The sequence below is a fragment of the Streptomyces sp. NBC_01497 genome (genome assembly GCF_036250695.1).
Lineage (GTDB): Bacteria > Actinomycetota > Actinomycetes > Streptomycetales > Streptomycetaceae > Streptomyces.
Map to the genome: position 1 here is coordinate 5,767,448 of NZ_CP109427.1, position 13,156 is coordinate 5,780,603.

General features: G+C 72.6%; 11 protein-coding genes. 8 read left to right on the top strand and 3 right to left on the bottom strand.

What is annotated here, in order from left to right; all coding sequences use genetic code 11:
* Nucleotides 1-208 precede the first annotated feature (208 nt).
* From OG310_RS24250 to OG310_RS24270, 5 genes are all read left to right on the top strand, one after another.
* Nucleotides 209-856: a tellurite resistance TerB family protein gene (locus OG310_RS24250; protein WP_329457976.1), complete on the top strand. Its 648-nt coding sequence runs from the start codon at nt 209-211 to the stop codon at nt 854-856.
* A gap of 518 nt (nt 857-1,374) precedes the next feature.
* Nucleotides 1,375-2,943, top strand: coding sequence for a hypothetical protein (locus OG310_RS24255; RefSeq protein ID WP_329457977.1), 1,569 nt, complete (start codon nt 1,375-1,377; stop codon nt 2,941-2,943).
* Nucleotides 2,944-2,947: 4 nt separating this feature from the next.
* Complete coding sequence (locus OG310_RS24260; protein WP_329457978.1) at nt 2,948-4,444, top strand: NADH-ubiquinone oxidoreductase-F iron-sulfur binding region domain-containing protein; 1,497 nt, start codon at nt 2,948-2,950, stop codon at nt 4,442-4,444.
* A 77-nt stretch (nt 4,445-4,521) separates the two neighbouring features.
* Nucleotides 4,522-5,298: a DNA repair protein RecO gene (recO, locus tag OG310_RS24265; RefSeq protein WP_329457979.1), complete on the top strand. Its 777-nt coding sequence runs from the start codon at nt 4,522-4,524 to the stop codon at nt 5,296-5,298.
* A gap of 177 nt (nt 5,299-5,475) precedes the next feature.
* Nucleotides 5,476-6,303, top strand: a complete 828-nt coding sequence (locus tag OG310_RS24270) for an isoprenyl transferase (protein ID WP_329457980.1) — start codon at nt 5,476-5,478, stop codon at nt 6,301-6,303.
* Nucleotides 6,304-6,365: 62 nt separating this feature from the next.
* Here OG310_RS24270 and OG310_RS24275 read toward each other — a convergent pair whose 3' ends face one another.
* Nucleotides 6,366-6,785 (bottom strand): Fur family transcriptional regulator, encoded by a 420-nt coding sequence (locus OG310_RS24275; protein ID WP_329460350.1) that lies wholly within the window; start codon nt 6,783-6,785, stop codon nt 6,366-6,368.
* Nucleotides 6,786-6,934: 149 nt separating this feature from the next.
* Between OG310_RS24275 and OG310_RS24280 the strand changes: the two genes are divergently transcribed.
* Together OG310_RS24280 and OG310_RS24285 are read left to right on the top strand one after the other, a co-directional pair.
* Nucleotides 6,935-8,317, top strand: a complete 1,383-nt coding sequence (locus OG310_RS24280) for a glycine--tRNA ligase (protein WP_329457981.1) — start codon at nt 6,935-6,937, stop codon at nt 8,315-8,317.
* A gap of 230 nt (nt 8,318-8,547) precedes the next feature.
* A complete protein-coding gene (locus tag OG310_RS24285) occupies nt 8,548-8,748 on the top strand; it encodes a DUF6243 family protein (RefSeq protein ID WP_329457982.1) in 201 nt (66 codons plus the stop codon).
* A 206-nt stretch (nt 8,749-8,954) separates the two neighbouring features.
* On the opposite strand, the gene OG310_RS24290 is transcribed toward OG310_RS24285, so the two are convergent.
* Nucleotides 8,955-10,481 (bottom strand): MFS transporter, encoded by a 1,527-nt coding sequence (locus tag OG310_RS24290; RefSeq protein WP_329457983.1) that lies wholly within the window; start codon nt 10,479-10,481, stop codon nt 8,955-8,957.
* A gap of 102 nt (nt 10,482-10,583) precedes the next feature.
* On the opposite strand from OG310_RS24290, the gene OG310_RS24295 reads away from it, so the two are divergent.
* Nucleotides 10,584-11,540, top strand: coding sequence for an MmyB family transcriptional regulator (locus OG310_RS24295; protein WP_329457984.1), 957 nt, complete (start codon nt 10,584-10,586; stop codon nt 11,538-11,540).
* A 76-nt stretch (nt 11,541-11,616) separates the two neighbouring features.
* On the opposite strand, the gene OG310_RS24300 is transcribed toward OG310_RS24295, so the two are convergent.
* Complete coding sequence (locus OG310_RS24300) at nt 11,617-13,110, bottom strand: MFS transporter (RefSeq protein WP_329457985.1); 1,494 nt, start codon at nt 13,108-13,110, stop codon at nt 11,617-11,619.
* Nucleotides 13,111-13,156: the final 46 nt, after the last annotated feature.

Below are 13,156 nucleotides of genomic sequence, written 5' to 3' on the forward strand. Positions count from 1 at the left end.
GCCTCTGACCTGAGGGTTTTCCGAACCCCGCCCATCGGCTCCGGTGGGCGGGGTTCGGCCATGTCTGGTGAACTGGTTACGGGGTACTGACGTAGTTACGGGGATGTGGCTAACATCACGTCCACGGCGACGATGCCGAACCGTTATGGAGGTGCGCGACGTGCTGCGAGCTGAAGGAATCAGCGGCCGGAAAGTGCGCCTCTGCGGCATGCACACTTCGTGGAGCACCGTGGGGGACGGCGAGTTCTTCTGCCCCGACTGCGGAGGCGACCGCAACTACCGCCGCCGTACGGGCCGTCGGCGCTTCACCTTCCTCGGCGTCCCGTTGATGGCGCGTGGCAGCGCGGGACCCGTCGTGGAATGCGGCGCCTGCCGCACCCACTTCGGCCTGGACGTCCTCGACCACCCGACCACGGCACGGTTCTCCGCGATGCTGCGGGACGCCGTCCACACCGTGACGCTCGCGGTCCTGGCGGCGGGGGGCACCGCGTCGCGCACGGTCCGGGAGACCGCTGTGATCACGGTCAGGGCGGCAGGCTTCGATGACTGCACCGAGGACCAGCTGACGGACCTCGTCGAGGCGCTCGCCGCCGACACCGGCCGGTTCGTCTCCGACCCGGGACCCTGCGGCGCGGCCCTCGCCATCGAACTGCACGAGGCGCTGGAACCGCTGGCGCCGCATCTGGCGGCGGCGGGCCGGGAGTCGATCGTCATGGGCGCGGCACGCGTGGCGCTGGCGGACGGCGCGTACAGCCCGGCGGAGCGCGAGGTGCTGGCGACGGTCGGCGGCGCGCTCCAACTCGCGCCCGACGTGACGGCCCGGCTGCTCGCGGCGGCGTCCCGTACGCCGTCCTGACGGCGCGCGGCGGCTCTCCCGTCCCCTCGGACCCGGCCTGACCCTGACCCAGGCCACGGCCGGACCCTGGCCCCCGCCGCACGCGGCATGCGACGGGCCGAGCACCGGCACGACCGGCGCGCGGGCGATGGCTCGTTGATCGAACGCTACCGGTAACCCCTCACGCACGGTGACGTCGGTCACATCGCGGGTGGTCATCGCGGAACGGGGTGTCCGCCGGGGCCGTGACGCGGATCGCGGTGCCCGGCGCGTGGTGACCTGCGGGTGCCGGACCGGGCCAGTGCGGGGTGTGGTGCGGCGGGAGGAAGACAACGCTGTCGAGTTCGATGGGTGATGGTCCGGTCGTCAACTGTGGTGCGAGTGACGCACGTTCCCAACGTTGACGGGACATCACGGTTCGGGCACAGTTGCGCCCGCGGACGGTCACGACACCTCCTCGGGTGTGAACGGGGGATGACCGCATCACGCCATGACGCACACCAGGACCCGGAGGTCACGTGATGGCTGGCCCTACCCCCGTGCGACACCATCCACGAAGGACGCGCCGCTCCAACGCCGCCGTGCGGCCCGCCACACCCGGCCAGGACACCGCACGGCGCGAGTCGCCCGTACTCCCGCTGGCCGCCGGCGCGGGCGTCGGCGGGCTCGTCGTCCTGGCGGCCGCCGTCCAGCCGGTCCTGGCGCAGGGCACACTCGGGCACGTGGAGAGCGCACTCGTGGCCTTCCTCGACTTCTTCGTCGGTGTGTTCACACTTCTCGCGCTCACCGCCACGGTGGTGTGCGGCCTGCTCGCCGCCTACCGCTCGCTCCTCACACCGAAGTGGCGCGTCCTCGCCCAACAGGCCCACCGGGGGACGGCCGTGGCGGCTCTCGGCTGCCTGGTGGTGCACATCGCGGTCAAGGTGGGCGAGGGGCACATCTCCCTGGTCGCCGCCCTGCTTCCCTTCGCCGGAGGTACGCGCCTCGCCGTCGGCCTCGGCGTCTCGGCCGCCTACCTCATGGTCATCGCCGCGATCACCGGTGCCGTACGCGGCCGGTTCGCGGCCCGGCCGCGCCCGGGTACGTGGCGCGTCCTGCACGCCACGGCGTACGTGTGCTGGGCGTTCGGCCTCGCGCACGGCCTCGCGGCGGGCCGGCCGGCCAAGCCCTTCGTGCTCTGGGGCTACGGGATCTGCGCCGGGTTCGTCCTGCTGGTGCTGCTGGTCCGGGTGCTCGCCTTCGTCACCGGCACGGACGGGCCCCGGCGCGCCCGCACCGGGCTGCGCGCCTACGAACCGCGCGCCGTCGACCAGGACACGCTGGACGCCCTGGACGCCCTGTCTCTCGCGCGGCCGGGGCCCGGGCAGGCGGCGAGCGGCGCGTCACGTACCGGCGGGTCCGCTCGTCCGGCGCACACCGACCGCACCCCCCACGTCGCCGTGCAGGCAGGGGCGTTCGCGGGCGCACCGGCTCACGAGCCGTACCCCGGCGGGCAGTTCGCCGTCGTCCAGGAGCGTCTCTTCGACACCGGCCAGATACCCCTCGTGGCGCGGCACACCACCGCCCACACGCGCACCGTCGGGCAGTTCACGACAGGGAGTTTCGCGACGGGGCAGTTCGCGACGGGGCAGTACTCCGGCGGGCGGTATTCCCACGACACCGGCGGGTTCGCCGCCGCAGGGCAACCGCCCGCGGAGACTGCTCAGTTCGCCGCGACGCAACAGACCTTCTTCGACACGGGGCAGTTCGCGACGGTCCGGCAGCCGGGCCACGGCGGCGGGTTCGAGCGGCAGGCGGTGTACGACACGGGGGCGTACGGTGCGGGATTCCCCGATGCGCCCGGCACCGGATCGCCCGGCACGGGATCGCCCGGCGTCGGATCGTTCGACACCGGATCCCCGACAGTGCGGCGCGGCAACGGGCAGTACGGGACCAGCCAGTACGGGACCAGCCAGTACGGCACCGGCCAGTACGCCACCGGGCCGGTCGACCCGGGACGCCTGACCGCTCCCTCGTACCAGACCTGGGCGTGGGTCCCCGGGCCCGGGGACACCGGGGCGGCCGGGGGCGCGGTGCCGGGGCCCCGCCGCCCGACGACCGGGCGGTGACCCGATGAGCGGACCCGCGGAGCTGTACATCCACGAGGTGCGGCGGCTCGGCCCCGCCCGGCTGACCGCCGGTATGGACGTGTACCGCAGGCTGGACTGGCGGACCCACCGCGGCACCCACGGCCCGCTGCCGCACTACGGACCGACGTCGCTGCCGCAGCTCGCCGAGCGCGTCGGACTGCGCGGACGCGGTGGTGCCGGCTTCCCGTTCCACCGCAAGGCGCGCGCCGTCCTCCGGGCGGCCGGAGCACGCTCCGTCGCCCCCGTCGTCGTGGTCAACGGCGCGGAGGGCGAGCCGCCTAGTGCCAAGGACAAGGCGCTGCTCACGCGCGCCCCGCACCTGGTGCTCGACGGCGCGCTGCTCGCGGCCGAGGCCTTCGGCGCGCACGAGGTGGTGGTGACCGTGGCGGCGGGCGGGCCCGGCGAGGTGTCGCTCCCCGCGGCCGTCGCCGAGCGGAGCCGGACCGCTCCCTGCCCGGTACGGATCGTGTGCGTTCCCGAGAGGTTCGTCTCCGGCGAGTCCAGCGCGCAGGTGTCGGCCATCGGCGGGCACGCGGCGCTGCCCGCCACCCGCGCGGCGCGGGCGAGCGACGGCGGCCCCGGCGGTGTCGGCGGCCGGCCCACTTTGCTGTGCAACACCGAGACGTGGGCCCAACTCGCCCTCGCCGCCCGCCTCGGCCCCGACGCCTACGCGGTCGTGGGCACCGCCGAGGAACCCGGCACGCTCCTGCTGACCGTGAACCGGTTCGGCGGACACCCCCTCGTCGTCGAGGTGCCCGCAGGGGCCGGGCTCGCCACCGTCCTCACCTCGTGCGACACGGACCCCGGGCAGGGCGTGCTCGTCGGCGGGTACCACGGGGCGTGGCTCCGCCCCGAGGCCGCCCGGGCCGTGGAAGTCTCCCGCGCGGGCCTCGCGGCGGCCGGCGGCACGCTCGGCGCGGGCGCCGTCGTCGCGCTCCCGCACGACACGTGCCCGCTCGGCGAAACCGCCCGCGTACTGCGCTGGCTCGCCACGCAGTCCGCGGGGCAGTGCGGGCCCTGCAAGCGCGGTCTGCCCGAGGCGTCGGCCGCGCTGGAGCGGATCGCTCATGGCGGCGCGGGCCCGCAGGCGCAGGCCGCCGTGCGCCGCGCGCTCGGCTCGGCGGTGGGCAACGGGGCGTGCGCCCACCCCGACGGCACGGCGCGGTTCGTGCACACGGCACTGGACGTCTTCGCCGACGACGTGCGCGCGCACACGACGGGAACGGGCTGCGGCAGAGCCGTACGCGGCGCGCTCCCGCTGCCGCGCGAGCACCGGCCACGGCTGACCGTCGACTGGTCGCGGTGCACGGCACACGGTCTGTGCGCGGAGGTCGCCCCCGGCCTCGTCGAACTCGGCCCGCACGGCTATCCGATGCTGCACGGCGCCGATGTGGCGCCCTGGCAGGAGGCCGCCGCGCGCCGCGCGGTCAGCCAGTGCCCGTCCCTCGCCCTGCGGATCGCGGGACCGGCCACCGGGTGAGGCCCGTACCGGGGTGAGCCGCCGTACCTCGCGGCCCCCGCGCCGTACGGGCGCTCGCGTACGGGACAATGGACCGCATGAGTCTGTTCCGGGACGACGGCGTCGTACTGCGGACCCAGAAGCTCGGTGAGGCCGACCGCATCATCACGCTCCTGACCCGCGGGCACGGGCGTGTCCGCGCCGTCGCGCGCGGGGTGCGGCGCACGAAGTCGAAGTTCGGGGCGCGGCTCGAACCCTTCTCCCACGTCGACGTGCAGTTCTTCGCGCGCGGCAGCGAACTGATCGGCCGCGGTCTGCCGCTGTGCACCCAGGGTGAGACCATCGCGCCGTACGGCAGCGGCATCGTCACGGACTACTCCCGCTACACCGCGGGCACCGCGATGCTGGAGACCGCCGAGCGGTTCACCGACCACGAGGGCGAGCCCGCGGTGCAGCAGTACCTGCTGCTGATCGGCGGCCTGCGGACCCTGTCCCGCGGGGAACACGCGCCCCACCTGATCCTCGACGCGTTCCTGCTGCGCTCGCTCGCGGTCAACGGCTACGCGCCCAGTTTCGAGAACTGCGCGAAGTGCGGCCTCGACGGTCCCCACCGGTTCTTCTCCGTCGCGGCGGGCGGCATCGTCTGCGGCGACTGCCGCGTCCCCGGCAGTGTCGTCCCCTCCTCGGATGCGGTCGCGCTGCTCAGCGCGCTGCTGACGGGCGACTGGGCCACGGCGGACGCCTGCGAGGACCGCCACGTACGCGAGGGCAGCGGCCTGGTCTCCGCGTACCTGCACTGGCACCTGGAGCGTGGCCTGCGCTCGTTGAAGTACGTCGACACGGGCAACGCGCCCCGCAGGGCCACCCGGGCCTAGACGCAGCGCGGGCACGTCGACCCCGAGTGGCCCCAGGGGCCCGGGGCGGAATACCCTTACCCGCAGCCCCGGGGCCGTCAATCGCGTAGAAATCGCAGGTCAGGGCCGCTTTTGAGTGGTTGCCCGCGAGGTCGGCGGAGCAGGGCACAACGTCGCGAAGTCAGGAGAGCACGGGGCATGGCACGACTCATGGGGCGTTCCCGCCACGAGTACAAGACGCCGGAGCCGCACCCTTCCGGCGCCGTACCGCCGAAGATCCCCGGCGAGCTGGTCCCCAAGCACGTCGCCGTCGTGATGGACGGCAACGGCCGCTGGGCCAAGGAGCGCGGGCTGCCGCGCACCGAGGGTCACAAGGTGGGGGAGGGCGTCGTGATGGACGTTCTCAAGGGGTGCATCGAGATGGGTGTGAAGAACCTGTCGCTGTACGCCTTCTCCACCGAGAACTGGAAGCGCACGCCGGACGAGGTGCGGTTCCTGATGAACTTCAACCGCGACGTGATCCGCCGCCGCCGCGACGAGATGAACGAGCTCGGCATCCGCATCCGCTGGGTCGGCCGTATGCCGAAGATGTGGAAGTCGGTGGTGCAGGAGCTCCAGGTCGCGCAGGAGCAGACCGTCGACAACGACGCGATGACCCTGTACTTCTGCGTCAACTACGGCGGCCGCGCGGAGATCGCTGACGCCGCGCGGGCGATAGCGCTCGACGTGGCGGCGGGGCGCCTCGACCCGGCGAAGGTCAGCGAGAAGACCGTCGCCAAGTACATGTACTACCCGGACATGCCGGACGTGGACCTGTTCCTGCGGCCGAGCGGTGAGCAGCGCACGTCCAACTACCTGATCTGGCAGAGCAGTTACGCGGAGATGGTGTTCCAGGACGTGCTGTGGCCCGACTTCGACCGCCGTGACCTGTGGCGTGCTTGCCTGGAGTACGCACAGCGTGACCGCCGCTTCGGCGGGGCGCTGCCGAACAAGGGCGAGCAGCCGCAGGCCCCGGAGGCCGGCTGACGCGACGGCGGTGACCGCCCATCACGGACGGTCACCGCCGCGCCGGGCCGGCGCCCGTCAGATCACCTGCCGGCGCAGTCCGCGCACGTACCGAAGATCTCCAGGGTGTGGGCGACCCCCACGTACCCGTGCTGCGCGGCGACCGCGTCGGCCCACTGCTCGACGGCGGGTCCCTCGACCTCCACCGCCGCTCCGCACATCCGGCACACCAGGTGGTGGTGGTGCGACTCGCTCGCGCACCGCCGGTACACGGACTCGCCCTCCGTGGTGCGCAGCACGTCCACCTCACCCGCGTCCGCGAGGGACTGGAGGGTACGGTAGACAGTGGTCAGGCCGACGGAGTCGCCCCGGTGCTTGAGCATGTCGTGCAGTTCCTGCGCGCTGCGGAACTCCTCCACGTCGTCCAGTGCGGACGCGACCGCCGCACGCTGACGGGTGGACCTGCCGCGTACGGCGGGTCCGTCACTGTGCGCGGTCGTCACAGATGCCTCCTCGGCTTCGTCGGGCTTCCTCGGTACGTGGCTCACGGCTCCCTCCATTCTGCCAGCCGCCGCCGATTTGATCCGGGGGGTGAGGCCGCCGCTAATCTGAGGTATTCGCCGTTCGCCGTCATCGTAATGAAGAGAGCACCGTGGCCGCCGACAAGATCGACAGCATCGTCAACCTGAGCAAGCGCCGTGGCTTCGTCTACCCGTCCAGTGAGATCTACGGCGGTCAGCGTGCCGCCTGGGACTACGGGCCGCTCGGGGTCGAGCTGAAGGAGAACCTCAAGCGTCAGTGGTGGCGCTACATGGTCACCTCGCGCGAGGACGTCGTCGGTCTTGACTCCTCGGTGATCCTGGCCACCGAGGTCTGGCAGGCGTCCGGGCACGTCGAGACCTTCACCGACCCGCTCACGGAGTGCACGTACTGCCACAAGCGCTACCGCGCCGACCACCTTGAAGAGGCGTACGAGGAGAAGCACGGCAAGGCACCCGCGAACGGCCTCGCCGACCTCAACTGCCCGAACTGCGGCAACAAGGGCACCTTCACCGAGCCCAAGCAGTTCTCCGGCCTGCTGACCACGCACCTCGGCCCGACGCAGGACTCCGGGTCCGTCGCCTACCTGCGGCCCGAGACCGCGCAGGGCATCTTCACCAACTTCGCGCAGGTCCAGCAGACCTCGCGGAAGAAGCCCCCGTTCGGCATCGCCCAGATCGGCAAGTCGTTCCGCAACGAGATCACACCGGGCAACTTCATCTTCCGTACGCGCGAGTTCGAGCAGATGGAGATGGAGTTCTTCGTCAAGCCCGGCGAGGACGAGAAGTGGCACGAGTACTGGCTGGAGCAGCGCTGGAACTGGTACACGGGCCTCGGCATGCGCGAGGAGAACATGCGCTGGTTCGAGCACCCGTCGGAGAAGCTCTCCCACTACTCCAAGCGCACCGCGGACATCGAGTACCGCTTCCAGTTCGGCGGAAGCGAGTGGGGTGAGCTGGAGGGCGTCGCCAACCGCACGGACTACGACCTGAACGCGCACGCGAAGGCGTCCGGCCACGACCTGTCGTTCTACGACCAGGAAGCCGGCGAGCGCTGGACCCCGTACGTGATCGAGCCGGCCGCCGGTGTAGGCCGCGGCATGCTGGCGTTCATGCTCGACGCGTTCAACGAGGACGAGGCGCCCAACGCGAAGGGCGTCATGGAGAAGCGCACCGTGATGCGCCTCGACCCGCGCCTCGCGCCGGTCAAGGTCGCGGTCCTGCCGCTGTCCCGCAACCCGCAGCTGTCCCCGAAGGCCAAGGGCCTCGCGGAGGACCTGCGCCGCAACTGGAACATCGAGTTCGACGACGCGGGCGCCATCGGCCGCCGCTACCGCCGCCAGGACGAGATCGGCACGCCGTTCTGCGTCACGGTCGACTTCGACACCCTGGACGACAACGCCGTCACCGTGCGTGAGCGCGACTCGATGGCGCAGGAGCGCGTCTCCCTCGACCAGATCCAGACGTACCTGGGCTCTCGTCTCCTCGGCTGCTGAAGCAGGCGGCCACGGCGCCGCGCGCAGGGCCCGTCCCCGGTGGGGGCGGGCCCTGCGCGCGCCCACCGGATCGGCGCGGAGGATAATCCGGTACGGGCACGTCCGCCTCGCTGCTAGCGTCGCGGTATGCGTATCACGGGCATGTTCTTCCAGCACTACGAGTGAGGGTGCGCGGTCCCGCGCCGCCCACCGCATCGTCTGACCACTTCACATCACTTCGGGAGATACCCGTGGCCAAGAGCCGCAACAACCTGCTCGGCATCGGCGGACAGCGTAAGAAGCTGCCCAGCTCGGAGGGGCAGGGAACAGGACCGAGCACCGAGGACCGCGCGTCGGACGCCGAACGCAAGCAGGAACTGCTGCGCAAGATGCGCGAGCGCGCGGGGCAGGGACCGGCGGCCGCCTCCGAGGAGAGCGAGCCGGAGAACTGAGCCGGGGCGCCGTCCCTGACCGCCGGTAGCGGGCACCGGAGCACGGCGCGCAGAGGACGACGGGGCCGGGATCGCGAACGTACGCGATCCCGGCCCCGTGCTGCCAGGCGGCCCGGCGCCCAAGGAGGCCCGGCGCCCAAGGAGGCCCGGCGCCCAAGGAGCCGGGCGCTCACGGAGCGGGGGAGCCGGCCGAGGAGGCCCGGCGCTCAGGAGACCTGGCGCCGCAGCCGCAGCCCGAGCACCGCCGTCAGCACCACCAGCCCCAACTGCGTCAGCAGCGTCACGATCAGCGCATGGCCCATGTGCGCCGCGCCGGTGCCGGACAGCGTCAGGAACAGCGAGCCGAGCGTGGCCACCCCGAGCGCCAGCGCCGACTGCTGGGTCGTGACCATCACACCGCTGCCCACGCCCGCCCGTTCCGCCGGGACGTCGGAGAGCACGATCCTGAACAGCACCGGCAGTTGGAGGCCCTGGCCGAGACCGGCCAGCGCGGTGCCCGGCAGCAGCGCGAGCGTGCCGAGCGAGGGCCAGTCCCGCCACACCGCGAACGCGATGAGCGCGAGGCCCAGGCCCTGCAGGACGGCGCCCGCGGGCACGACGCGGCTGCCGTACCGGCGGATCAGCCGGGGGCCGGCGAGCGACGCGGCGAAGAACGCCACCGCCAGCGGTACCAGCGCGACCCCCGCCGCGACGGCGCCCATCCCGAGGCCCTGCTGGAGGGCGACGGCGAAGACGAACATGAAGCCGCCGAAGCCGATGGAGAACGGCACGACGAGGATCAGCCCCCGCCGCAGCGACACCTGGTGGAACAGGCTGGGCGGCACCAGCGGGGTCCGGCCGTCCCGGTCGGCGCGCCGCTCCACCGCGTACAGCGCGCCGGCGAGGAACGGGAACGCGGCCAGCGACAGCCAGGTCCACAGCGGCCAGCCCGCGGCCCGGCCCTCGGTGAGCGGGGCGAGCAGCGAGGTCAGGGAGGCGGCCAGCAGCAGCGTGCCGGGCACGTCGATCGGCGCGGGCGCCTGCGAGCGGGTCTCCGGCACGGTGCGGACGGCGAGGAACAGGCCCACGACGGCGACCGGCACGTTCACCAGGAAGATCGCGCGCCAGCCGGAACCGCCGATGTCGGCCGCGACGAGCACGCCGCCGAGTATCTGTCCCGCGACCATGGCGAGGCCCGCCGTCGCGCCGTACATGGACAGCGCGCGGGCCCGGCGGTGGCCGGTCGTGGAGGAGTGGATGGTGGCGAGGACCTGCGGGAGCATCAGCGCCGACGCGGCGCCCTGCGCGACCCGCGCGCCGACGAGGGACCAGGCGTCGGGTGCGAGGCCGCACGCGAGCGAGGTGAGGCCGAAGGCCGCCATGCCGGCGATGAACAGCCTGCGGCGGCCGAACATGTCGCCGAGCCGGCCTCCGAGGACGAGCAGGACCGCGTAGCTGAGCCCGTACCCGGCGACGACGAGTTCCAGGAGCGCGGCGCTCGCGCCGAGGTCGTGCTCGATGGTGGGCAGGGCCACGTTGACGATGAAGAAGTCGATGAGGGGGAGCGCGGCGCCGAGCAGCACCGTGAACAGGCCCAGCGAGCCGAGGACGGCGCCGTGCCGGTGGACGACCGCGCCGTTGTCGCCCGGCCCGCCGGGGGCGGCGTGCGCGCCGGTGGTGCCGGGGGCGGCCTTTCCCGCCGGTCCGACGGTGGTGGCCTTCGCGGTGACGGCGGAGGTGGATGCCTTGGTCATGGCATTGACGATCGCCCACTGCGCAGACAGGTACCAGAGTCTCTTCATCCTGGTACAAGAACTACCTGGTAACAGGGTGAGCCAGGGGGGAGACTGCACTCTATGACGACGACCACGACGACCACGACCGCACCGGCGCGCGGCGGGAACGGACACGAGTCGCCGGACGTCCGGCGCCAGGAGCTGGCCGAGTTCCTGCGCAGCCGGCGCGAGCGCATCGGCCCCGAGCAGGTCGGCCTGCCGCGCGGGGCCCGCAGACGCACCCCAGGACTGCGCCGCGAGGAGGTCGCGCACCTGTCGGCGGTCGGCGTGACCTGGTACACGTGGCTGGAGCAGGCACGCGAGATCCAGGTGTCCGCGCAGGTGCTGGACGCGCTGGCCCGTGCCCTGCTGCTCGACCCGGTGGAGCGCGGGCACCTGTTCGCGCTGGGCGGCGCGGTGGACCCCGACCCGACGACGCCGTGCCCGCAGGTGACGCCCGCGCTGCGCGGCATGCTGGAGCAACTGGAGCCGTTCCCCGCCGCCGTGCAGAACAGCCGGTACGACCTGCTCGCCTACAACAGCACGTACGGCGTGCTGCTGCGCGACCTGGACGCGCTGGCCCCGGAGGACCGCAACTGCCTCTGGCTCGCCTTCACCGACGACGACTGGCGCGCCTCGCTCGCCGACCGGGTGGGGGCGCAGCGGGCCATGGCGGCGAAGTTCCGCGCGTCCATGGCGGAGCACCTGAACGACCCGGCGTGGAAGGCCCTGCTGTCGCGGCTGCGCACCGCGTCCGCGGAGTTCCGCGAGGCATGGGACCGGCACGAGGTCGAATCGAACGGCGGCCTCAGCAAGCGCTTCGACAACGCGGTCGTGGGGCGGCTGCGGCTGGAGCAGACGCCGCTGTGGCTGGGGCCCAAGAGCGGGCCCGCCCTGATCAGTTACGTACCGGCGGACGAGGAGAGCCGCGAGCGGCTGGTGCGGCTGCACGCGTACGCCCGGGACCTGCGGGCGAGCAGGCGGGCCGCGGGCCGGGACGCGGCGGCGCGCGAGGCGCGGCCACTCGTGAAGGTCTGAGCGGGGCCACCCTTCGAGCGGTCCACCGCTGAGGGCAGGTCGCGCGGGCGCCCGGAGCGGGGCCGGGCGAGGGCCGTCACAGGGCGCGGGAGGAGCCCGTGCCCGCCGCGGCCGACGCGGGCGGTGCGTCCTGCTCGAAGCGGGCCGCCGCGCGCTGCGCGCTGCGCCGCGCCCAGTCGCCGCTGGTGACGATGCCGAGGACCAGGACGGCCAGGCCGCAGGCCGTCAGGATCCACCAGGCCGGGCGGGCGGCGTCCGTGAAGTCGTGGATGTACGACGCCGGTGCCTTGCCGTGGCCCGAGGAGGCGGCGACGCCGCCCGCGAGCACGGCGCCGAGCACGGCCACGCCCAGGGTGGAGCCGATCTGGCGGCTGGTGGAGGCGACGGCGGCGGCCACCCCCGCCTGGGAGCGGGGCATGCCGGAGACCGCGGTGTTGGTGATGGGCGCGTTCACCCAGCCGAACCCGAAGCCGAAGAGGACGTAGCCGAGCAGCAGCAGCGGTGTGTGCGCCTCCGCGTCCAGCACCGCGAACAGCACCCCGCTCACCGTCATCCCCACCCCCGCGATGATCAGCGAGGGGCGCGGGCCCCGGCTGCCCACGACCCGGCCGGAGAGCGGCGCGCAAATGCCCGTCATGGCCGCCATCGGCAGCAGGTAGAGGCCGGCGTGCAGGGCGCTCAGGTTCCGTACCTCCTGGAGGTACAGGGTGTTCACGAAGAGGAAGCCGCCGAGCGCGGCGAAGGCGCACACCGCGATCGCCGTCGCGCCGCTGAACGGGGCGCTGCGGAAGAACCGCAGGTCGATCAGGGGTTCCGGGCGCCGGGGCTCGTAGACGAGGAGGGCCACGAGGCAGAGAACGGCCAGGCAGATCAGCGCGAGGATCAGCGGTGACGTCCAGCCCGCCGAGGGGACCTCGATGATCGTCGACGTCACACCGGCCAGCACGCCGATGACCAGCAACTGGCCGACGGGGTCGGGCCTGCGGGCCTTCCCGGCCCGCGACTCGGGCACGAACTTCCAGGTCAGGATGAGCGCGGCCACGCCGATCGGCAGGTTGACCCAGAAGATCGAGCGCCAGCCGACGGAGTCCACCAGCAGCCCGCCGATCAGCGGTCCCGCCGCCATGGAGAGCCCGACGACGCCGCCCCACACGCCGATGGCGCGGGCGCGCTCCTTCGGATCGGTGAAGGTGTTCGTGATGATCGACATGGCGACCGGGTTGAGCATCGAACCGCCGATGGCCTGCATCATCCGGAAGATGACCAGCGTCTGAAGATTGGGCGCCACGGAACAGAGCGCCGAGCCGAGGGTGAATATCACCAGGCCGGTCTTGAAGACGCGGCGGCGGCCGATCCGGTCGGCGGTGGAGCCCGAGAGCATCAGCAGCGAGGCGAGGACGAGGGTGTACGCGTCGATGGTCCACTGCAGCCCGGAGAGGCTGGCGTGCAGTTCCCTCTGCATGGAGGGCAGGGCGACGTTGAGGACGGTGTTGTCGAGGCTGACGATCAGCAGACTCATGCAGCAGATCGCCAGCACCAGCATCCGCCTGCGATGGCTGAGCTCGGGCATACATCGATAGTACGCAAAACTAATGACCTTCATGTACGACGCACCT

Bases quoted from the DNA above. Each gene is read 5' to 3' on its own strand.
- OG310_RS24250 (WP_329457976.1), top strand. From the start codon at position 209: ATGCACACTTCGTGGAGCACCGTGGGGGACGGCGAGTTCTTCTGCCCC.
- OG310_RS24260 (WP_329457978.1), top strand. From the start codon at position 2,948: ATGAGCGGACCCGCGGAGCTGTACATCCACGAGGTGCGGCGGCTCGGC.
- recO (WP_329457979.1), top strand. From the start codon at position 4,522: ATGAGTCTGTTCCGGGACGACGGCGTCGTACTGCGGACCCAGAAGCTC.
- OG310_RS24270 (WP_329457980.1), top strand. From the start codon at position 5,476: ATGGCACGACTCATGGGGCGTTCCCGCCACGAGTACAAGACGCCGGAG.
- OG310_RS24290 (WP_329457983.1), bottom strand. From the start codon at position 10,481: ATGACCAAGGCATCCACCTCCGCCGTCACCGCGAAGGCCACCACCGTC.
- OG310_RS24295 (WP_329457984.1), top strand. From the start codon at position 10,584: ATGACGACGACCACGACGACCACGACCGCACCGGCGCGCGGCGGGAAC.
- OG310_RS24300 (WP_329457985.1), bottom strand. From the start codon at position 13,110: ATGCCCGAGCTCAGCCATCGCAGGCGGATGCTGGTGCTGGCGATCTGC.